Raw genomic sequence first — 21,567 nt, 5'->3', positions numbered from 1 at the left:
TCGGTTCCGGGATAGGTAATCGCTCTCAAAACATTGCGATATCAACGATTACCGCGATTCGTCCTTGATTGTCCGAAACCCCGCCAATCAACCCACAGTTTCATACGCGTCAATCAGACGTCATACACCACGCTCAGCGGCGCGTGGTCGGACCAACGGGTGTCGTAGGAGGGTGCGCGGTCGATGTCGAAGGACACCGCCTTCTGCGCCAATCCAGGCGTGGCCAGCTGATAGTCGATTCTCCAGCCGACGTTGTTGTCGAACGCCCGCCCGCGCTGGCTCCACCAGGTGTAGGGCCCCTGCACATCGCCGGCCAGATGACGCATCACATCGACGAAATCGTATTGTTCCGGGTCGAGCCACTTGTCGACGTAGGCGCGCTCCTCGGGCAGGAAGCCTGAATGTTTCTCGTTGGCCTTGGCGTTCTTGATGTCGAGCGGGGTATGCGCGATGTTCATGTCGCCGCACAGCAGCGCCTGCCGGCCACCTTTTTCGGCTTCGTCGCGCAGTTGCCCCATGCGCTGAAGCATGCGGTCGAGGAAGCGGTATTTCTGCTCCATTTTGTTCGGGTCGTCGGTGTTGCCGGCGTGTACATAGACGCTGGCGACGGTCAGCTTCATACCGCTCGGCGTGGTGACATCGGCTTCGATCCAGCGGCCAGAATCCACGTCATCGCTCAGATCCATCAATCCGTAACGCTGTTCCTCGATCTTAAGGTCGCTCAACAAGCCGACGCCGGCACGCCCTTTGATGCGGCAGACCTCGTCCATCCGCCCAAGATCGCTGGCTCCGGAAACCTTACCGGCCTTTTCATAGCCTTCGGCCATCGCGGTGAAAATCGGGTCGATCTCCTCCTGCGGGGCGCGCACCTCCTGCATGCACCAGATGTCGGGGGTGTTGGCCTCGGCCCAGCCAAGCACACCCTTGCGTTTGGCCGCACGGATGCCATTCAGATTCGAAGTAGTCACAGTTATGCTCATGCCGCCAGTCTATCGTCACACGAGCACAAAGGTCGGCAGATAGCGAAACAGAAACGGCGGAAATCAAGGTTCTGTATTTTGCATCGACCGACCTTTTTGCTGCCTACGCCCGCGGGAACGCCTGCTTATAACGCGATTTGAGTTGCTCGATGGAGACATGCGTATAGCGCTGGGTGGTTTTCAGCGAGGAATGGCCCAGCATCTCCTGCACCTCGCGCAGGTCCGCGCCGCCGTCGAGCAGGTGCGTCGCCGCGCTGTGCCGCAAAGCGTGCGGGCCAATATCGGGCACGCCCGCCTCCTCGGCCTTCTCATGCACCACCTCACGCACGATGCGCTGGTCGATACGTTTGCCACGAGCGCCGAGAAAGAGCGCATTCTCGGCACCGCTTGACTTGTCCGACTTTCGCTTTTTCCTGCTGTCTCCCACGAATCCAGCCGATGCTCTTTTCTCCGAAACGCTTCCTGCAAGCCCAGCAGACCGTTTCCCCACTTTGGCGACAAGCACAGGCCGGCCGTTACTACCCAACCACGCCTCAAGCGCATGCGCAGCGGGAGCGCCAAACGGCACCACGCGCTGTTTGTCGCCTTTGCCGGTCACTCTTACGGTGTGCGTGTCAAATGCGACATCACCGATATCAAGCCCGGTCAGCTCCGCCACACGGATGCCCGTGGCATAGAGTAGCTCCACCATCGCCGCGTCCCGCAACGCCAACGCCTCGTCTTTGACAGTACGTTTTGGTGAATCATCCGAAGATTTTTCTTGGCCAATGTCACTTGCTACATCGCCGTTAATCTGACTTTTGGCTTTACTTTCAGAAACCTGTGGATCCTTACAATCCGCATCGACGGTATCCATCAGCCGTTCGGCCTGAGATTCGTTGAGCACGGTCGGCAAGGTCTGGGGAATCTTCGGCGTCATCAGCGTCGCCGCAGGATTGGTGGCGATGACATCGTGCTCGTCGGCCCAAGCGAAAAAATTGCGCACCGCCACCGTCTTGCGCGCCATGGAACTGCGTGCGTGCTCCCGCGATGCATTGGCCATCCACTCGCGCAAATCCTCCAACGTCACGTCGCCCAGGCCCTTTACGCCACGTCCATCAAGAAATCCCAGACATTCCTCCAAATCGGAGCGATACGCCTTGAGCGTGTTGTCCGCCAGCCCGCGGTTGGCCTTAAGGAAGTCAAGAAACCGGTCTATCTGCTGCTGATATTCCATGTCTCTTCCCTTTCATTCTCGGCCTCAATGGCTTGGCACATCTTGTCTTTGATGAATCACCGACTTGGCGGTTGACGACTTACCAGTTTGCCAGTCTAACAGTTTTCTGCTTAAGCTTTCCGTCACCCTCATGTCATTTTTACTTGGCAACGACAAACCAATCGCAGACCCACTATGCCTCACCATATCTAGACCTACTATGGAGACCGCAAAGCTATTGATAACCTTACGAAAGCGGAAATATGCCACTGCCACAATCCATTCCTACCGGCGCGCGGCTGACGGTGCGCACGCTCGACGGCAAAGACCCGCAGACCGGCCGCCAACAGTTCCGCGACTACATCGGCCACGTCCGCTCATGGGACGGCGAAACCCTCGCCCTGACCCGCGACCCAGCCGCCAACGGCTCTCGCCCCGCACAGAACGTGGTTATCCCCCGCGACCGAATCGTCGCCCTCAAGCCGATTCCCGAGCGGAAAACCCACAATCCTAAATCAGACACTATCCGAAACTGACATGAACCTCACTGCTAAGATAGGCCAGTTTTCAGCAGCCCAAAATCTGTGACTCCCTTCATTCAGTGCCCTATTTATCACATTCAGACTTAGCTTGTCATAAAATGCGACACGCCGTAGCATCCACGTCTCGAAAACATTTCCAAAGACATTTCAGTACTATGTCAAAGATTTTACTAATCACGTCAAAAACTTGAAATCAATATACTTCAAACCTTCCAAACTTATTTGACAGAACATGGTGTGACACTGTTTCCACGCGCCCGCGGACAGTTGTTTTTGTACCGGAAAGCCGTTAAGGTGTGGATTCATCGGAACGGCGGAACCGCATACGACAATGTATTACATCGCCGGGTTCCGGTTTTGAAGAAAAAGGTTGGTGTTTGCCATGGGTGTCATCCGCACGTTGGTCTCGGTGCTGGTTTGTATTGCAACGATGTCAACACTAACCCCCCCCGCAATTCTAGTCTAAACGAAACTTTCCCATCATTTCCGGACACCATTCAACCCGCATCCCCATCCTCATCCCGTCATCTTCCCCATTCTTCTTTTTCTGAACCTTCCGGTCCGACCCGTCTTCCCAACGCACCACAGCCCACGCACGCTTCCAAGCCTTCCGCATCCCCCAAAGCAACGTCGCTTCGCAATCGTCCCGCCTCACCCTCCGTTTCTACCACTGTCCGCTCCGCATCGCACACCGTCGAAGGCCCGGGCCGACCCTCTTCCGCGGAGCCGTCGTCGCCGTTGACGCGTGGCGGGCCATCCGTGGGCCCGCAGTCCGGTTGCGCGGCGCGGGCCGGCACGTGGGGCGCGGCCGGATGGGACTTCGGCGCGGACTGCACGCTGACCATCCACGGCGGCGACACCGGCTCCACCCCAAGCTCCACGCCCTTCGGCACCGGCTCAACATCAGGAACGATCGCTAACACCGCGGTCAGCGTGGCCGTCGACGGCAACCTTACCATCAACTCCCAAAGCGCGTTCGACTCCTGGACCTCCCTGCGGCGCCTCACCACGGCCCCGGCCGGCCACCTCAAACTCACCGGCCCGGCCGGATACCGCATGTTCGCCTACGACGCCGCCCTCACCACCCTCGACGCCACCGGCTGGGACACCAGCCAAACCACCAGCACGTGGGGCATGTTCAGCAACTGCACCCAACTGGCCAGCCTGGTCCTGTCCGGATGGGACCTCACCGGCATCCGCGGCGACAACGGCATGTCGTACATGTTCAGCAGCGACCCCAGCCTCACCACCATCGGCACCCATGGCTGGAAGATCGACGACCACACCACTTGGTGCCTGCCCGGCGCCTTCCAGTCAGCCATTAACCTGAAGGCCATCGACGTGTCCGGCTGGGACCTGTCCGGCGCCACCAGCCTGAAGAAGCTCCTCTACGGCTGCGCCAAACTCACCAGCATCACCGGCCTGGACACCTGGACCACCACCAGCATCACCAACATGGAAAGCCTGTTCGACGGCTGCGCCAAACTCACCAGCATCGACGTCAGCCACTTCGACACCCACAACACCAACAACATGAGCGCCATGTTCAACGGCTGCGCCAGACTGGCCACAATCCCCGGCCTGGGCACCCGCGACACCACCAGCCTCGCCAGCATAAGCGGCATGTTCAACGGCTGCGCCAGCCTCACCAGCCTCGACCTGTCCGGCTGGGACATGCGCGCCCTCCGATACGCCGAGAACCCGTTCACCGGCGCCACCAGCCTCGACACCCTCGACACCCACGGCTGGACCGTCAGCAACACCACCATCGGCGCCCTGGCAAGCGGCCAATCCTTCAAGAGCGCGCCCAACCTCTGGACCATCGACGTGTCAGGCTGGCGCAACACAGAAACCCTGTCCAGCCTGGCCGGCCTGTTCGACGGCTGCGCCAAACTCACCAGCATCACCGGCCTGGACACCTGGACCACCACCAACGTCACCAGCATGGACTACATGTTCAGAAACTGTCCCAACCTCGCTGTCTTCGACCTCTCCAGCTTCGACATCAGCCATGTACTTTACATGAGGTCCATGTTCAAAGGCGACACCAACCTCAAGAGCCTGGACCTCAGCGGCTGGGACACAGGCCACCTCCCCAACTTCGGCGTCAGCAACCTGCTTCCCAGCGGCCTACGCATGCTCGCCCTCGGCCCCAACACCAGACTCCAAGACCAGGCCATCACTATCAGCGGCACCACCTGGCCCAACTCCTTCTACAGCGTCAACCAGAACATCAACTGGATGCAGACCGTCAGTTTTGATCTGGGCACCGCGGTGGTGGGCACAGTGGGCCTGACGCCGGCATTGGCCTCGAAGGCCGGCACCAACCCCGCCGGCTTTTACATCGACGAGAAGTACGTCGGTGCCGACCTGGTCGTCGACGCCAACGGCGGGGCCGGCTCCTACAGCCGGGAGTACAGCACCTGGGACACCGCCCAGACCGTCAGCGCGCCCGCCGCGAACAGGCTCACCGGTCACAAACCCCACGCCGTGTTCGCCGGATGGAATACCTGCCGCCAGGGCGGCACCACTGGAGGATGCGTCCAATACGCTCCCGGAGAGACGATCAAGGACCTCGGTCTGCGCGAGTACTTCCCCGAGCAGACCATCACCATCTACGCCCAATGGCGAACCCTCACCGCCCCTACAGGACTGCAGGCCAAATGCCACAAGAGCACGGGCGTGGACATCACCGGCACAAGCACGACCAGCGACACGGTATCCGCGTGTCTGACGGCTGGCGACTGTGTGGACGCCACCCGTGACGGCGCGGCCTGGGACGCCGGGTTCACGGCCAGCCGGTTCACCACCCGCTACCCCATCGGCTCCCCCTACCGGGTCACCGCGCGCACCAGCGCGCACGACGACACCACCAACACCACCGTCACCAGCCCCGACAGCGTCCTGCAGGGCACGCTGGACTACACGACCACCACACTCGCCACCGACGGCGGCACCGGCAACGTGCCCGCCATCCCGGCCGTGCTGACCGACTCGGACACCGACCAGGCCGACGTCACTCTGCCCAAACTCGCCCTCACGTCCGACGGCGGGCTCGCCTACGCGGGACACCTGCTCGCCGGCTGGCACCACCTCACCGGCAAGACCACACCCGAATACAATACCCCGGGAACCGTCAGCATCCCCACCACCGACGGCACCACCACCAACGGGCACACCTCCGTCACCCTGCACCCGGTGTGGGCCACGATCAGCACACCCGCGTTCACTACCGTGGGACGGCAGGCCGGCGACAACCGGATCGCCGCCACCGGCACCGCCCTGCCATGGACCAGCGCGGACACCATCAAAGTCTGCATCAAACCCACCGGCTCCCCCGGCACGCCCGACTGCCAGACCGCCACATGGACTCCGAGCAGCAGCGGCTGGAACGGAACCGACAGCCACACCTGGTCCTACACGTTCCCGCGCAGCACGACCCTCGACAAGGCGGGCGGCTACGACCTGACGGCCACACTGGTCACCAACGACGCCTGGCGCACCTCCACCACCACCGTCAACAGCCAGGACGCCACCGCCCCCAACACCCGCATCAGCGGCCTCTACACAAGCTCCCTGCCACTGACCGGCGGACAACCACAGAGGCTCGCCGCGTTCCTCGCCGCCGGGCTGGGCCTGGCCCTCCTCCTGCTCGCCGCCGCGAATTGGCTACGCCATCAACGCCAAGCCAAAGCCCGCCACAGCAGATAAGACAGCATGCGTGGGCCTGTTCATCCCGACATGAACAGGCCCAACCCAAAACCAGTAAACAACCAGCCAAGACACGGGGCACCAACCACATCCCGGTGTCCCAACAATAAAGACTTCCCGCCAAGGCCAACCAACACCCCGGCCCGACGGGAACCCAACCGGGTGCCGGCACGGCAACCAAACCCAAACCAACCACCGCGCCGACACCCACCCACTTTTAGATTCTTTCCACCTTGCTGACTTGATGAATTTCTCCCCCATCAGCGCGGAGTTGTTTGAGGACACTTTGATGGCGGACGCTGGAGGGAAAATAAACATTATGCTCGTAGTCCCTTGATCGGTTCCCATTCGTAAGCCCTAACGACCATTCTTCATTGCCGTAATACCAGAGCATCCTGTCCTTCTCTGTATCCACAACGACATTGCCTTCATAATTCGCATAATCGAGGATGTCAGGGAGCACACTCAGCTTGGCCTTCGAGTCCTTGTAATTTCGATAACGAAATTCCCTCCACCCAAGATGTTTCGCAAGAACCATGTCGTAAAAGTATTCCTGCTCATTTCTCGAGTTACAGAGAGCTCCGCAGAGATGCTCGAAGTTTTTCTTTTCCTATAAAACCTTGACGCGCAATCCATCATCGCAGGTGATGACAGTATGGCGGTCAAGCAGATCATCGTTATATATTCTCACGACTTCTTCGGCCATCTTAAGCAAAGTTTGGCGGTGCTGCTTATCAATCTTGGCCACCGAGCTGTCGGACATCTTCGTCTCCCTATGATGTGGATAAGCCTCGCAGACTGTTGAAATGCAGCCTGCGAGGCTTATGGCGAATCGTTTTAACGTCTCCTGTCTGACATCTTCCTAAACGGAAGCGATATGGCTCGGAACAGACATCGCCCATATCTTTTCCGTATTGCCCGCCATGGGGCTAGGTTCCCATTTGTCGCAACCGGAATCCGGAACCATCCGGAGACCAGAGGAACCTGCGGCAGTCGATTCTTTCTACCTGACACCAGCTGGTTCTCATCTCAGGCACGATGAGAACCACCATCACACACGGAACACCGATGTCAATTACTAGGTTAAATCTTATTCACCTGAAAAGCAACCGGCCTCTCGCAGGAGGCCGATGAGATCCGAGGTAGGACGACCTACCCAGGTATCCAATAGCGTATCATGAATTCAGCGACTACAGGGCCGTATCGTTTTGCATAGGTTGCCGTTGGCGATGAAGAACATGAGCAAAAGTTCATTATCCAAAATTCACATTATCCATCGTAAACAATCATACCTTGGAACGGGTCTCGACCTCTACCTGCCATGGCTGGATGAAACGGACGACGTGCTCGCCGCGGCGGGCGGAATCTAGGAACGTGCGCTGCCAGTCGGTCTCGGGGATGGCGACGACTTTGCGCTCGGCATCGTTTTGGCCGCCTGGTTCGTTGAAATCATTGGAACCTTGAGAGTCGCCTGGCCTATTAATCACGCTGGATTCTTCGGAATTTTGAAGCTCACGCTCATGGGCCTTGTAATCACGGAACGGCTGGCCTGCCTCGAAGAACTGCGTCAGAGCGGCATCGTCATGGGCGTGCAGGTCGTCAGCGAACAACGTCAAACGGGCGGCCAGATCTCGCAGCAACGCCTCGACATTGTCGGCGTCTTCCTCGATCATCGCGCGGGTGCGGGCCGGGTCGGTCAGGGCCACACGAGTCATGTCACGCCAGGAGCCGGCGGCGAGCGCGGCGGCGATGTTGCGGTCCTGGCTCTCGCTCAGCTCGTTGATGAACGCCGTGGAGACGACGTGCGGGGCGTGGGAGATCATCGCGGCGGCGCGGTCGTGGGTGGTGTCGTCCAGCACGATGACGCGGTTGCCGATGACGCCGGTGATCAACGTGGCAACCTTCAGGAACCGCTGGTAATCCGTGTTTTCGTCAACCGTCACGGCCCAGAGCGCGTCGTCGTATATCGCGGGGTCACTGGCCGCGAATCCCGAGAACTCGGTGCCGGCCATCGGGTGCGCGCCGACGTAGCAATCTCCAAGTCCGGCGGCCTCGACCTGCTGGCGCACCATCCCCTTGACGCTGCCGACATCGCTCAACGTGGTGGCCTCACGGTCGAGCATCGGAGCCAGCCGCTGAAGCATCTCGGGCATGGCCTTCAGCGGGTTGCACAGGAAAAGGACCTCGGGCCTGGCTATGGCCAAGTCCTCAAGCGAGTCTACGCAGGTGATGCCGTCCTCGCGAGCCGCGGCGTACGGGCGTTCGGTGTGGTTCCACGCGACGACCTCGACCTCGCGCTGGACCAACCTTCTGGCCAGCGAGCCGCCGATGAGCCCGAGGCCCACAATCCCGACTGATCTCACCACAGCAGTTCCCTTTCCTCTTTCGTCTCGACCTTGCCAGCCTGCGTGCGTTTCAGGCATACCCCGCCCTGCGGCAGCATCCACGTGTCGACCGGCGGGTTCGGGTGCTCACCTCGCGGGTAGACGGCCAGGGTCTTGACCCAATCGCCTTTGGCCACGATCTGCGAGAGCAGGTGGTTGAAATTGTTTTGCCATGGGGCGGCGTCGAGCGTGATGATGAAGCTGTAGGTGCCCGCATGGCCTTTGATTGGCCGCGACATGAGGCTGGTCATGTTGAGCCCCTCGTCACGCACCGCGTCAAGCAGTTCGGCAATGACGCCAGGGCCGGTGCTCAACGGCACCACGGCGATGATGGTCTCGTAATCGACGACACTGTCACACCGCTCGTCCTGCAACCTGCGACGCACCGCATCGCGCGGAGCCACGACAAGGAAATCCGTGTTGGCGCCGCCAAAGTCCTGCACATTGCGTTCCAGCGTCTCAAGTCCATAGAGTTCGCCGCATAAGGCCGGTCCAAGCGCCACCTGCCCCGGTTTCACATCCCGGCAGGCCGCCGCGTTGGATGAGGCGGGCACTGGCGTCAGATGGCGTTCTCGGGCGAATCTTGTGCATTGCGCCAGACCGTGCGGATGCGCCACGACCTCACGTAATACATCATGATGATTGGGGGATTCTTTGCCGTTACCGTCCAAGCCATAAGGGTGAATCTCCGAGTCCTCGTTGCCATCATCGGCATCGCCACTTCGCGGACGCACAAAGGCGTCGAACGCGATATCGACGCTCAGACGGGCCAGACCGGCCACATCGTTGGCGTCGATCACGGCATCGAGATTCGGCACGACGTAGCCCTCGACGCTGTTCTCCCAAGCGATGACGCCCCAGCCAAGGCCCGCCTCGACGTCGCGGATGATGGCCGGCACGTTCTCACGCGCCTCAAGCGAAACCCCATTGCCACCCGGTTGCCCGAGCCGACGCGCCGCCATGGCCGCCGCCTGATGGGTGAATGATCCTTGCGGCCCTAGAAAAAACAAGGTCCTTGGCTTAACGGATGAAACCTGCCTATCATCGGCGATGCTGCGTGCGTCCATCGAAGTCCTCAAACTTCCTCGACGGGCTTGTCTCCGTCGGACTCGCTGGAATCAGCGGAGGCCGACCCGTCAACGCCAATAGCCGCAGCCGCATTGTCTGAATCGTTCGACTCGATGGTATTGATGGAATCACCGGCTCCCACCAAGGCCTCCGATTGTCCGGATTCCGCTGGTTCTTTCGTGTTGTCAATCTTGTTGGAATCACCGGTAACTTCAGAATCAACCGAATTATCAGCATCACGAGCATTCACGACATCATCGGTCTCTTTGGAACCGTGCGCCATCTTGCCCCTGTCCTTCGCCTTCGTTTTTTTCGTTGCATTGATATCAAACCATCGTTCCGGGAAGAACACGAAAATCACGGGAATGACGATGAGTCCACCGAGCCAGAGCCAGCCCACGTACTGGCTGAAGAACGAGAGTGTCGTGCTGTAGAAGCCCATGGGTAAAAGAATGTCGCCCATGAAATTGGCAAAGAACCCGGCCACCGAGGTCGAGAACATGAGGTGCAGGGCCAGGCCCACAATGCCGCTGCGGGCGCGGGCGCTCCATGTGGCGATCACCAGGATCAGGAACGCCAGCAGCAGGCCAATCGGCACATTGTATTGCGCGCCGAGCCGATGCACAAGCGTGCCGCACACGCCCACCACGATGCCGGAGACCACGCAGATGAGCGCACGCACCACGGCGTTCTGGCGGAACGACCACGGCAGGTTCTTGCGCGAAGGCGCAGGGGCCTCATGGGCTGGAACGGCCACGGGGGCGGAGGTTGCGACGGCATGGGAGGCGGCATGAGAAGTCATAGTGCCAGTATGCCTCACCGGGCGGTCAATCGGCGCGAAACCGCCATATTCCAAACGGCTCTGACAACACAATCTCACGATAACAAAGAAACGCCATACCACGTCTCTAAAAAGACGGAAGTATGACGTTTCCAGTGGATCACATCCACACGTTCAAACGAGCCTTAGACGGCCGAGAATCACTTGGCCTTGCTGGCGTTCTGGCGACGCTGGCAGGCGTGCCACTTGTACCATTCGTCGCGGTCGAGAATGACCTTGCGCACGCGGATGGCTTCGGGGGTGACCTCGACGCACTCATCCTCGTTGGCGAAATCAAGCGCCTCCTCAAGGCTCATCTTGATCGGCGGGGTGAGCGTCTCGAGCACGTCGGCGGTGGAGGAACGCATGTTGGTCATGTGCTTGGCCAGCGTGATGTTGACGTCCAGCTCGTCGGGCTTGTTGTTGATGCCGACGACCTGGCCCTCATAGACGTTGGACTGCGGCTCGACGAAGAAGTTGCCGCGGGCCTGCAGACGCTGCATGGCGTAAGGTGTGGCCACACCGGCGCGGTCGGAGATCATCGAACCGTTCTGGCGGGTCACGATCTCGCCGGCCCACGGGGCGTATCCGGCGGAGATGGAGCTGGAGATGCCGGTGCCGCGCGTGGCGGTCAGCAGAGCTGTGCGGAAGCCGATCAGGCCACGGGAAGGAACCGTGAACTGCAGGCGGACCCAGCCGGAGCCGTGGTTGGACATGGAGTCCATGCGGCCCTTGCGGTCGGCCATGAGCTGTGTGACGGCGCCCATGTATTCCTCGGGCACGTCGATGGTGTCGTTCTCCATAGGCTCGTTGAGCTTGCCGTCGATGGTCTTGGTGACCACCTGCGGGCGGCCGACGGTCAGCTCGTAGCCTTCGCGGCGCATCTGCTCGGCGAGGATCGCGAGCGCGAGTTCGCCGCGGCCCTGCACCTCCCAGGCGTCGGGGCGGTCGGTCGGCAAGACCTTGATGGAGACGTTGCCGATGAGCTCGCGGTCGAGGCGGTCCTTGATCATGCGGGCGGTGAGCTTGTGGTCCTTGCCCTCGCGGCCGGCCAGCGGGGAATCGTTGACGCCGAAGGTCATGGAGATCGCGGGGTCGTCGACGTGGATCAGCGGCAATGGCTTGGGGTCGTTGGGGTCGACGATGGTCTCGCCGATCATGATGTCGTCAACGCCCGCGACGGCGACGATATCGCCGGGGCCGGCCTCTTCGACGGGCGTGCGGTCGAGGCCCTGCGTGCGCAGGATCTCGGTCAGCTTGAAGTTCTCGATGGAACCGTCGACGCGGGAAAGGCCGTACTGCTTGCCCTTCTGCAGGGTGCCGTTGTAGATGCGGACCAAGCCCAAGCGGCCGAGGTAATCGGAGGCGTCGATGTTGGTGACGTGCGCCTGCAACGGCGCGCCTTCCGTATATTCAGGAGCGGGGATGTTGGAGATGATGGTGTCGAAAAGCGGCTCAAGATTGTCGTTGTCGGGCAGGCCGCCGTCCTTGGGCTGGTTGGTGGAGGCGTATCCGGCCTTCGCCGCGCAGTAGATGACTGGCAGGTCGAGCAGGGAATCAACGTCAAGGTCGACGCCTTCCTCGGTGACGTCCTGCGCCAGGCCGAGCAGCAGGTCGGTGGTCTCGCTGACGACTTCCGAAATTCGCGCGTCGGGACGGTCCACCTTGTTGATGCACAGGATCACGGGCAGCTTGGCCTCAAGCGCCTTGCGCAGCACGAAACGTGTCTGCGGCAGCGGGCCCTCGGAAGCGTCGACCAGCAGCACGACGCCGTCGACCATGGAGATGCCGCGTTCGACCTCGCCGCCGAAATCGGCGTGGCCGGGGGTGTCGATGACGTTGATGGTGATGCCTTGCGGCTCGCCGTACTTGGCGGCCAGCGGACCGGTGTATTGCACTGCGGTGTTCTTGGCGAGGATGGTGATGCCCTTCTCGCGCTCGAGGTCGTTGGAATCCATCACACGGTCCGGCACTTCCTCGCGTTCGTTGAACACATGCGACTGCTGAAGCATCGCATTGACCAGCGTCGTCTTGCCGTGATCGACGTGAGCCACGATCGCCACATTCCGAATATCACCACGTACCGCCATAAAAGCCTCTCCTACTGCATATTTTCTTGGTGCTCTATAAGAATAGAATTACTCTAACCTTCTGCTTACACACAAACCTTCACAATAGTATCCATGTATCCCGACAGTGAATACGCTATTTGCTAAGCACGCGTAGGCGTGGTTCAGTCGGTGGTCAGCGCCGAAAGCACGTCGTCACCGGCAGCACCGCGTTCCGATCGCCCATGATCCGCTGGAGGTTTGAATTGCGAGCCCCATGGCCGCCACACCTCGCTGCCTGCGGTCATCACCTCGGAAGTGTACCGGTAGACCGCGGCCGGCCGGTGACGCCCCTCGACCAGCTTCTCCCCGGTCTCCTCGAGCTGTCCCGAGGCGAGCATCTTGCGGCGGAAATTGCCCAGGTCGAACGTGCGGCCGGCGATGGCCTCATAGACATCGTGCAGCCGACGCAACGTGAAGCGCGGGCCGACCAGCTTCGAGGCGACATCGGGGTATGACATCTTCGAGCGCAACCGGTCCAAGGCGTAACGCACGATGACCGAATGGTCGAAGGCGAGGTCCGGCAACGCCGATTCGGCGAACCAGCGCACGTTGTCGCCATCGCGCAGATCATCGGCCTCCGCGCTGCCGATCAGGGCCCAATAGACGATCGAGACCATGGGCAGGCCGGAACCGGAGCGGTCGGGGTCGCCAAACGTATAAAGCTGCTCGAGATAGCCCGGACGCAGGTTCGTGGTCGATTCCAAGGCGTCATACGCCGAGGATTCCAGCGAACGCCCGGCTTGTACATCGCCACCAGGCAGGGCCCACATGCCTTTGTATGGCTCGCGAACGCGGCGCACCAATGGCAGCCAAAGCTCGTCACGTCGCGTTTTGGCGTTTTGCGAGGGATTGGGCGAAGGGGCGAGCGCAAAGATGATGACGGAGACCCCGACCTCGGGCGGGCCGGCCTTCCGTTCCGTCACATTGCCTTGCCGCATTTCGCTGTATCTCCTGTCATTGATGGCCAGTCGTAATAAAAAACCACCGCCTTGAGATTACCAAGACGGCGATAAATCCGTACAAGTCGGCATATAGGTTTTTGACATCCCCGGAATTCCAAGGTTGTGTAAAACCTATATGCCGACTTGTGCGGCGACAAATCAGTCCTCGAGCTCCTTGCCGGTGAGCTCAGGCAGCGCGAGCGCCGAGACGCAGGCGAGGATGAACGCGACGGCGAAGACCACAAAGGCGATGGCCTTGTTGCCGCCGGACATGGTGAGGAACCACGGCATCAAGAGCGGGGCGACAATGGCGGCGATACGACCGATGGCGGCGGAGGCACCAGCGGCGGCGCCACGCAGGCGGGTCGGATAGATCTCTGGGGTGACGGCGTAGAGCACGCCCCAAGCACCGAGGTTCGCGGCGGAAAGCAGCATGCCGAAGACCAGCACCATGGCCACGCTGGAGGCCTGCGAGAAGAGGAAGGCGGCGACGGCGGAGACGGCGAGGAAGATGCTCAGCGTCTTGCGACGGCCCCAGATCTCAACGAGCCATGCGGCGAGGAAGTAGCCGGGCAGCTGGGCGATGGTGATCGCGAGCATGTAGCCCAGCGACTTGGTGAGCGAGCCGAACTGGTCGGCCAAAAGCGAGGGCATCCAGGTGAACGCGCCATAATACGAGAAGTTGACGAAGAACCAGGTCAGCCAGATGGCGATGGTGCGGCCGAGATACTTGTGACCGAACAGGGCGCTGGTGGGAACCTTGGGCAACGGCTTGCCATTCGGGGACGGCACGGGCTTCACGCCACTGGCCTTCTCGAAGTAGCGGACGGCCTGCTCGGCCTCGTCCTCACGGCCTTTGGATTCGAGGAACCGCACGGATTCGGGAATCTGCTTGCGGGTGACGATGGCGTAGAAGAGCGGGATGGCGCCAATCAGGAGCGCCCAGCGCCAACCCCAATCGCCGGTGTTCGGGATGATGAAGAAACCGATGAGGGCGGCGATGATCCAGCCAACGGCCCAGAAGGATTCGAGCAATACTGTCATACGTCCACGTTGCTTGACCGGCGAGAACTCGCTCACGAGCGTCGAGGCGACGGGCAGTTCGGCACCGAGGCCAAGACCGATGATCAGACGGGCTATCAGCAACACCGGCAGCGACCAAACGACGGCCATCAGCGCATCGGCGAGACCGTAGATAATGAGCGTGTAGGTGAAGACCTTCTTGCGGCCGATGCGGTCGGCGAGATAGCCACCGAGCGCCGCGCCGATGGCCATGCCGACGAAGCCGATGGAAAGCACCCACGACTTCTGCGAGGGGTTCAGCGCGAAATGCGGATCCTTGGCGATGGCGGTGACGACGAACGAGACAAGGCCGACATCCATCGAATCGAACGCCCAGCCAATGCCGGAGGCGACCAGCAGTTTGCGGTGCGCCTTGTTGAACGGAAGCCTGTCAAGCCGTTCATTGCGGGTCAGGGTCTTGGGTTCCCCGGCCGTCGCCCCGCCCGAAAGTTGTGTAACCATAGTGTCCTTCTTCTTTTCGCGGGCCGGTGCTTTGCTCAAACACCATGGCCCATCGATATGAAAGCGATGCCATATCCGGCATCGACGTTCTTAAGATAGCACTTATAGTCAACATGACTATAATTCAGACACCGCGATTTGAACGGCTTTTGACATTTCATGCGAATGTATTACATCACAACAGCGGCCATCATCACCGACAGCCCGCCAATATCAAGCCTTTCGCTTCAGCTTCCGCGAAACTTTCCCGGCAGGACACCTTTATCCAGCCGAACGATTCGACACTACAGTCCGGGCGTTTCGTCCGGGGCCATGTCGTCATCAAGCGCAGAAGCGGCACCGGCGGAAGCGGCACCGCCCCTCGATTCCGCCTGGTTGACCACATCGCTGGCGGCCGGCATGAACGGGGCCAGCTCCGGAAGTTGGTCGAGCGACTCCAAGCCCATTTTCTCCAGGAACAGGCCGGTGGTCACCAGAAGCGCCGCGCGCGAGTCCTCATCCGTACCCTCCTCGCGAATCAGGCCGCGCACGCTCAACGCGCGCACCACACCGTCGGAATTGACTCCGCGGATGGCCGCGATCTGGGCACGGGTGACCGGTTGCTTGTAGGCCACGATGGCGAGCGCCTCGAGCGCCGCCTGCGAAAGCCGGGCCATCTGCCCATCGGTGACGAAAGCCGAAACGACCGGTTCGAACACAGCCCGATTACCGTATTGCCAACCGCGAGCGGTATGGCGTAGCTCGAAGCCGCGTGGGGCGAGGTTGCGGGACTCATCGCCGTCGTACTCGCGTTGCATGGATTCAAGCGCCTTGGTCACCTCGCCCTCGTCAAGGGCGAGCACACGGGCCAAATCCGCCGCCTGTTGCGGCTGGTCGGCCACCATTAAGATCGCCTCAAGGCAGGATTCCAAGCCACCAGGGAAATCCTCGACGGTGAAATCGACATATTCCGGCCGTGTGGGCGCACCGTCCGGACCCTCTTCCGAAGCCGATTGATTGCCATCGCCATCGACCTCGACAGCGCCCTTCAGGCGATCATCGGCAATCGGTCCATCGGTTTCGCTTTGAGCATCATCCGATGAGGAATTATCGCTATTTGACATTTTTAAGTCTATTGAAAAATCCTCGGCTTGGCTTTCGTCACGATCGTTTTCAGTTGCTGGCTCCATGCTGTTTTCGGCCATATCATTGGTCTCACTCATGCGAAATCACCTTCATTCACTTCCACGGCGTCGTCCCCATCATCGGCACCTGGTATCCATCGTAAATGCAAATCCTCAAAGGGGCCGGACTGCTTATACTGCAAGACACCCTGTTTGAAGAACAACAGAATAGACAAAAACCTCGCCACGACCACCAACGTGCTCTTGGCGTCGGCCGTCAGCTCGCCAAACGTCATTGACGCGCCAGAAGCCAAACCACGCAAACGGTCACGAACGATCTGCGACTGCTGTTTCAAATCGACTTGCGAAACGTGTAACTGGTCGAGCCGTACCTGGTCATCGGGAGCGTTGAGGAACACCTCAACGGCGATCTTGGCCAGATCCTCCGGCCCCAGCGTCCATGCCAGTTCCGGCAGCATCGCCGCAATAGCCGGATCGCTGAAGGAGGGATGCGGGTACCGCCCGGAATTGGCGGCGAATAGCCCGCGAAAATCGTTGGCGGCGCTTTTGAACGCGCGGTATTGCACAAGCCTGGCGAAGAGCAGATCCCGCTCGCGCAAAGCCTCCATGCTCTGCTCGTCGCGCTCGCCGTTCTCGTCCCCCGGCAGGATGGTGGCGCTTTTGGCCTCGACCAGAACGGAGGCCACGTCGAGGAACGCGCTGACCTGCTCCATATCGCGGGCCATGTCGAGCCCACGCACATATTCGATGAATTCCTCGGTGATGGCCGAAAGCGAGACTTCCGTAAGCTCGAGCTTGCGGTTGGCGATCATCGTCAGCAACGCGTCAAACGGCCCGGAATAGACCGAAAGATTGACGGAAAATCCCGTGTTCCCGGACTTTTGCGATTCTTCGACGCCGTCCGCCGGATTCGACGTCAAAGTCGTGTCATCAACGTGAGCCTCAAGCCCGTCCTCGTTCATGACACCTCACTTACACCGATCGACTCCACTGGGAAACCAAAACTCCGTCTACGCCAGAAAATCTCAATCCACGATGCCACGGGCGATAAGCTCGCGCGCTGTCTCGCGGTATTCCTTGGCGGTCTTGTGGTTCGGCGCGTAGATGGTGATCGGCGCGGCCGCGACGTTGGAATCAGGCAGTTTGATGGAACGGGAGATCACTGAATGGAAGACCTTGTCCTGGAAGGCCTCGTAGATGCGTTGCAACACTTCCTCGCAGTGCAGGGTCGAGGTGTACATCGTCACCAAAACGCCATAGACCTCAAGCTGTGGGTTGATGCGCGAGCGCACCTTCTCGATGGACTGCATCAAGAGCGCCACACCGCGCAGCGCGAAGAACTCGGCGGCCACGGGGATGATCACGCCATCGGCGGCGGCCAGGGCGTTGACGGTCAGCAGGCCCAACGAGGGCTGGCAATCGATGATGATGACGTCGTATTCGTCACGCACGCCTTCCAAAACACTGGCGAGGATGCGTTCGCGCCCCACTTCGGTGACCAATTGCACTTCCGCCGCGGACAAATCGATGTTGGCGGGAATGACGTCCAGGTTCTCGAATTGCGTATGCTGCACCACATCGTGCACATCCAGCGAGGAATCGAACAACGCGTTGTAGATGGTGGCGTCCACCGTGTTCGCGTTGATCCCGAGGCCGACGCTGGCGGCGCCCTGCGGATCGAAATCGACGATGAGCACGCGCCGGCCGTACTGGCTCAGCGCCCCGGCGATGTTGATGGAGCTGGTCGTCTTGCCGACCCCGCCCTTCTGGTTGCACATCGCGATGATGCGCGCCGGGCCATGGTGGCTGAGCGGCTTCGGCGCTGGAAACGTCTCATATTTACGTCCAAGAAGATCGGTAGGCATGTCTTTCATGCTATCAAGAGGCCTGTTCACCGGCTCCGGCGCGGGCCTGACCGAAACCGTGCCCGGCAACGGCAACTGGCCCTGGACGGCTTTGCATTTCTTTTTCGCCATCACGCCTCTCCATCTCCATGCATCCTGTATTCCTGCCATCATAACCGGAAAGCAACAGCCATATCACCTTGCGCGGGGATGGGCGGTCAGGTAGGTCTCGATGAGGGTCTCGGGGCTCACATGGGTGTAGATCTGCGTGGTGGTCACCGAGGCATGGCCCAGAAGCTCCTGCACGGTACGCACGTCGGCGCCGCCTTGGATCAGGTGGGTGGCGAAGGAATGGCGCAACGTGTGCGGATGCAACGGCTTGGCGATATGGGCCCGCTCCCCCGCGGTTTTGACGACCTCCCAGACGGTTTGCCGTGAGATGCGCCGGCCGCGTTTGTTGAGGAATATCGCGCGGCGTTCCTTCGCGTCTTTCGCTTTGGCCTCAAGCTGCGGACGCCCCAACGAAATGTAACGTTGCAGCGCCTTGATGGCGTACTCCCCCAACGGCACCAGCCGTTGCTTCGAGCCTTTGCCGGTGAGCACCACCACCCGCTCGTCGGTGTCGATGTCGTTCAAATCCGCGCCAACGGCCTCGGAGACACGGCAACCGGTGGCGTACATGAACTCCAGCAACGCCTTGTCGCGCAGGACCACCGGGTCCTCGGTTCCGCCCATCGCAGCGGTGTCAAGCAAGCGGGTGACTTCGTCGATGCTCAGTACATCCGGCAAGTGCCCACTGGCCTTCGGCGCTTTGACGCGCGCGGAGACATCGTCGGCGACCACGCCCTGCATCAGCGCGAATTTGTGGAACTCGTGGACGCTGGCCAGCCGGCGGGCCTTGCTGCGCCCGCTCTCCCCCGCCTTGTCGAGCGCCGCGACATACGCCTCGACGTCATGGCTGGTGACGCTCGCCAGATCCTTGACGCCCCGTGCATCCAGCCATCCGAGATATTTGCGGATGTCGGCCGCGTACGCCTTGACCGTGGATTTCGCCAGCCCGCGCTCCACGTCGATATGCGCCAGAAACTGCTCCAGCAATGCGTCCGATCCGTCCATGGCTCTATTTTCGCCTCATTATGCGACTTTGTGGCTTTGCATCAGCTACCAGGCTCGCACACAGCACAATCCAAGCATTCCATTCCCGTCTCATCGCACCCTAACGAAATTACACAAGTCCGTCAAACGCACAAAAGCAATAAAGAAAACCTGTGCGGTTCACATGCCGTTTTCACGACATGGAACCGCACAGGTTTCCTCAGATGAGGAGGTCAGGAAATCAGCTGATCATCAGCCTTCCTGGTTCAGGGACTTCTCGCCGCGGCGGGTGATGATGAACAGCGCACCCGCGACACCGAGCAGTACGATGACGACGAGGCCGACCACGATGGCACCCGCGCCGCCGGTCATCGGCAGCTGCGAGAAGGACGTGACTTCCTGCACCGGGATCAGATGGGAGGCGGCATCGGTGTAGGGCCAATACGCCTCATTGACCAGATGCCAGGCATCATCGGAGTTGGAGTACTCGGGCTCCGCCGCCGAATGAGAACCATCGATATCGAACGTCACGGTGAACTCTGAGGCGAACGCGTTGCTGTAGCCAACAGGAACGGTATTTTCGTGGACAGTATAGGCGTTGGCTTTCAGGCCATCCACCTTCAACCGGCCCAACGGCACACCGGTGATCAGGTTGGAACCATCCGAGGATACCAGCGTATCGACGATATTGCCGCCAAGGGTGGTATCATCCGCCACCTTCTTGTAGTTGCCCGGTCCAAGCTTCATGAACTTCAGCTTGGTGTTGTTGGTGGGATCCGCAGGGTCATAGACGAAGAACGTGGCTCCGGAGAGTTTGGTGGACGGGTCAATCTTCGCCTGGACATCCAGCGTGAATTGATAGAAGTACGCGTAGACCTGAGTGCCAGGATCGGTGTTGTTGATGATGCTCACGGTGCCGTTGAGACCAGTGTCGTCACCGGCGTTGTTGGAAGGCGGGGTGCGAGTATCGTTGGAATACGCGAGCTTGACGCCGTTCTGGGTGGTACTGCTGGTCGCGTCGTTGTTGATCTTCATCTTGAACTGGATGCGGATGACGCTGGTAGGATATGTCTCACTCAGCGAGATGATACCGGGAGACAGGTTGATGATCAACGAGTCGCCAGGATTGGTGGGGGTCGTCACCGTATATTGGCTGGGTGAAGACAGAGTCGTTGTGACACCGCCGAGCTCGGAAGGCGAGACCACTACGGAATCCAATGACACGAATGTCAGGCCGGGTTCGGGGACATCGGTGATCTTGTAGGTGTAGTGGGTGAATCCCGTGGTCAACGGCATGCTGGCGATGATCTGATAGGTCAGCGTATCGCCGACGGCCGCCGAACCGGTGGTCGGGCTGGTGAGCTTCTTCTTGATGGTCGGCACGTTGTTCTTCATGTCGACCTCACCAAGCTTGATCAGCTCATCGTTCAGGAAGTGGTCATAGGTCGTGCTGGCGGTCCTCAACGCCGAGCTTACGAGGATCGGAATCGTGGCAGGCGCAGGGTTGGCGGAGACCGGGCCACTGGGGGGTGTTCCAGTCACATCGACTACCAGATATATTCCCTGCGGAACGGCCGGGAAGACAACGGTATCATCGACATCCGGATTCGCTGAATCGAAAGTCGGGCCTGTGGCGCTCAGCAAGGAAGCGGTCACTGCGGCCTGAACATCGGGCTGGTTGACGAGGCTCGTCACGAAGTTACGCAATTCACCGGTCCACCGTGCGCCGACGCTGTTCGACGTCTCATCGATGTTCGTGGAGCTGGCTGCCGAATCGAAGCCAAGCCACTTTTCGGCGACCGCCGACATGACGTTGCCACTATGTGCGGCATCGATCGGACCGCTGTTGGCTACGTTGTAGGCCGCAGCCAAACCAGTGGCCAGGCCTAACGACGAGGTGACGGAAACCGAGGTCAGATCGGCCCCGGTGGCCTGCGCCTCCGAGTACGCTGCCAGTCGCACAGCCTTGAACCTATGGCCCGCCAGGGTCCTATTCGTACCTTTGATGGTCAACGTGGTGGTTTTGGTGGGGTCGATGGTGATACTGGCGGCGTTCGCCGTTCCGGGTACCGTCAAGGCGAGCAAGGCCGCGACGGCTATGGCGCCACCGGCGATGCGCTTGAATACTTGAGGGACTTTCATGGTTGTTCCTTTTCTTGTTTGTTTGACATGTTGTTGGTGATTGAATCTTCGAATGCTCGATTTGACGGACGCCGGGTCACCGGCCC

General features: G+C 60.3%; 16 protein-coding genes. 2 read left to right on the top strand and 14 right to left on the bottom strand.

The features are described 5' to 3' along the window. Window positions 1-113 precede the first annotated feature (113 nt). Entirely contained in the window at window positions 114-980 is an 867-nt protein-coding gene (locus OZX73_RS02965; RefSeq protein WP_277150528.1) for an exodeoxyribonuclease III, read from the bottom strand. Between the two features lie 103 nt (window positions 981-1,083). After that, entirely contained in the window at window positions 1,084-2,196 is a 1,113-nt protein-coding gene (locus tag OZX73_RS02960; protein ID WP_277150526.1) for a tyrosine recombinase XerC, read from the bottom strand. A gap of 242 nt (window positions 2,197-2,438) precedes the next feature. Between OZX73_RS02960 and OZX73_RS02955 the strand changes: the two genes are divergently transcribed. Continuing rightward, a complete protein-coding gene (locus OZX73_RS02955) occupies window positions 2,439-2,711 on the top strand; it encodes a DUF6725 family protein (protein WP_277150524.1) in 273 nt (90 codons plus the stop codon). A 744-nt stretch (window positions 2,712-3,455) separates the two neighbouring features. Next, window positions 3,456-6,428 (top strand): BspA family leucine-rich repeat surface protein, encoded by a 2,973-nt coding sequence (locus OZX73_RS02950; protein ID WP_277150522.1) that lies wholly within the window; start codon window positions 3,456-3,458, stop codon window positions 6,426-6,428. Window positions 6,429-7,038: 610 nt separating this feature from the next. On the opposite strand, the gene OZX73_RS02945 is transcribed toward OZX73_RS02950, so the two are convergent. The 12 genes from OZX73_RS02945 to OZX73_RS02890 all read right to left on the bottom strand — a co-directional run bounded on the left by OZX73_RS02945 (window position 7,039) and on the right by OZX73_RS02890 (window position 21,481). Further along, entirely contained in the window at window positions 7,039-7,191 is a 153-nt protein-coding gene (locus tag OZX73_RS02945) for a hypothetical protein (RefSeq protein WP_277150520.1), read from the bottom strand. 523 nt (window positions 7,192-7,714) lie between these two features. Continuing rightward, complete coding sequence (locus OZX73_RS02940) at window positions 7,715-8,794, bottom strand: prephenate dehydrogenase/arogenate dehydrogenase family protein (RefSeq protein ID WP_277150518.1); 1,080 nt, start codon at window positions 8,792-8,794, stop codon at window positions 7,715-7,717. Further along, the gene (locus OZX73_RS02935; RefSeq protein ID WP_277150516.1) at window positions 8,788-9,879 is read right to left on the bottom strand and encodes a prephenate dehydratase domain-containing protein; all 1,092 of its coding nucleotides are present in this window, start codon (window positions 9,877-9,879) and stop codon (window positions 8,788-8,790) included. Before OZX73_RS02935 ends, OZX73_RS02940 begins: the two co-directional genes overlap by 7 nt. An 8-nt stretch (window positions 9,880-9,887) precedes the next feature. Next, window positions 9,888-10,682 (bottom strand): hypothetical protein, encoded by a 795-nt coding sequence (locus OZX73_RS02930; RefSeq protein WP_277150513.1) that lies wholly within the window; start codon window positions 10,680-10,682, stop codon window positions 9,888-9,890. Window positions 10,683-10,861: 179 nt separating this feature from the next. Further along, on the bottom strand, window positions 10,862-12,790 hold the full coding sequence (gene typA, locus OZX73_RS02925) for a translational GTPase TypA (RefSeq protein WP_277150511.1): 1,929 nt from the start codon (window positions 12,788-12,790) through the stop codon (window positions 10,862-10,864). Between the two features lie 143 nt (window positions 12,791-12,933). Continuing rightward, on the bottom strand, window positions 12,934-13,749 hold the full coding sequence (locus tag OZX73_RS02920) for an NUDIX domain-containing protein (RefSeq protein WP_277150509.1): 816 nt from the start codon (window positions 13,747-13,749) through the stop codon (window positions 12,934-12,936). A 162-nt stretch (window positions 13,750-13,911) separates the two neighbouring features. Then, window positions 13,912-15,276, bottom strand: coding sequence for an MFS transporter (locus tag OZX73_RS02915; RefSeq protein WP_277150507.1), 1,365 nt, complete (start codon window positions 15,274-15,276; stop codon window positions 13,912-13,914). A 284-nt stretch (window positions 15,277-15,560) separates the two neighbouring features. After that, a complete protein-coding gene (scpB, locus tag OZX73_RS02910; protein WP_277150904.1) occupies window positions 15,561-16,187 on the bottom strand; it encodes an SMC-Scp complex subunit ScpB in 627 nt (208 codons plus the stop codon). Window positions 16,188-16,474: 287 nt separating this feature from the next. After that, window positions 16,475-17,362 (bottom strand): segregation/condensation protein A, encoded by an 888-nt coding sequence (locus OZX73_RS02905; protein ID WP_277150505.1) that lies wholly within the window; start codon window positions 17,360-17,362, stop codon window positions 16,475-16,477. Between the two features lie 63 nt (window positions 17,363-17,425). Continuing rightward, window positions 17,426-18,265, bottom strand: a complete 840-nt coding sequence (locus OZX73_RS02900; RefSeq protein WP_277150903.1) for an AAA family ATPase — start codon at window positions 18,263-18,265, stop codon at window positions 17,426-17,428. Window positions 18,266-18,439: 174 nt separating this feature from the next. Then, window positions 18,440-19,360: a site-specific tyrosine recombinase XerD gene (xerD, locus tag OZX73_RS02895; protein ID WP_277150503.1), complete on the bottom strand. Its 921-nt coding sequence runs from the start codon at window positions 19,358-19,360 to the stop codon at window positions 18,440-18,442. 231 nt (window positions 19,361-19,591) lie between these two features. After that, window positions 19,592-21,481 (bottom strand): isopeptide-forming domain-containing fimbrial protein, encoded by a 1,890-nt coding sequence (locus OZX73_RS02890; protein ID WP_277150501.1) that lies wholly within the window; start codon window positions 21,479-21,481, stop codon window positions 19,592-19,594. Between the last annotated feature and the right edge of the window lie 86 nt (window positions 21,482-21,567).

This window comes from Bifidobacterium sp. ESL0775 (assembly GCF_029395475.1).
Lineage (GTDB): Bacteria > Actinomycetota > Actinomycetes > Actinomycetales > Bifidobacteriaceae > Bifidobacterium.
This window is presented reverse-complemented; position numbering and strand designations above follow the sequence as displayed.

Bases quoted from the DNA above. Each gene is read 5' to 3' on its own strand.
- OZX73_RS02965 (WP_277150528.1), bottom strand. From the start codon at position 980: ATGAGCATAACTGTGACTACTTCGAATCTGAATGGCATCCGTGCGGCC.
- OZX73_RS02960 (WP_277150526.1), bottom strand. From the start codon at position 2,196: ATGGAATATCAGCAGCAGATAGACCGGTTTCTTGACTTCCTTAAGGCC.
- OZX73_RS02955 (WP_277150524.1), top strand. From the start codon at position 2,439: ATGCCACTGCCACAATCCATTCCTACCGGCGCGCGGCTGACGGTGCGC.
- OZX73_RS02945 (WP_277150520.1), bottom strand. From the start codon at position 7,191: ATGTCCGACAGCTCGGTGGCCAAGATTGATAAGCAGCACCGCCAAACT.
- OZX73_RS02935 (WP_277150516.1), bottom strand. From the start codon at position 9,879: ATGGACGCACGCAGCATCGCCGATGATAGGCAGGTTTCATCCGTTAAG.
- OZX73_RS02930 (WP_277150513.1), bottom strand. From the start codon at position 10,682: ATGACTTCTCATGCCGCCTCCCATGCCGTCGCAACCTCCGCCCCCGTG.
- typA (WP_277150511.1), bottom strand. From the start codon at position 12,790: ATGGCGGTACGTGGTGATATTCGGAATGTGGCGATCGTGGCTCACGTC.
- OZX73_RS02920 (WP_277150509.1), bottom strand. From the start codon at position 13,749: ATGCGGCAAGGCAATGTGACGGAACGGAAGGCCGGCCCGCCCGAGGTC.
- OZX73_RS02915 (WP_277150507.1), bottom strand. From the start codon at position 15,276: ATGGTTACACAACTTTCGGGCGGGGCGACGGCCGGGGAACCCAAGACC.
- OZX73_RS02905 (WP_277150505.1), bottom strand. From the start codon at position 17,362: ATGAACGAGGACGGGCTTGAGGCTCACGTTGATGACACGACTTTGACG.
- OZX73_RS02900 (WP_277150903.1), bottom strand. From the start codon at position 18,265: ATGCCTACCGATCTTCTTGGACGTAAATATGAGACGTTTCCAGCGCCG.
- xerD (WP_277150503.1), bottom strand. From the start codon at position 19,360: ATGGACGGATCGGACGCATTGCTGGAGCAGTTTCTGGCGCATATCGAC.
- OZX73_RS02890 (WP_277150501.1), bottom strand. From the start codon at position 21,481: ATGAAAGTCCCTCAAGTATTCAAGCGCATCGCCGGTGGCGCCATAGCC.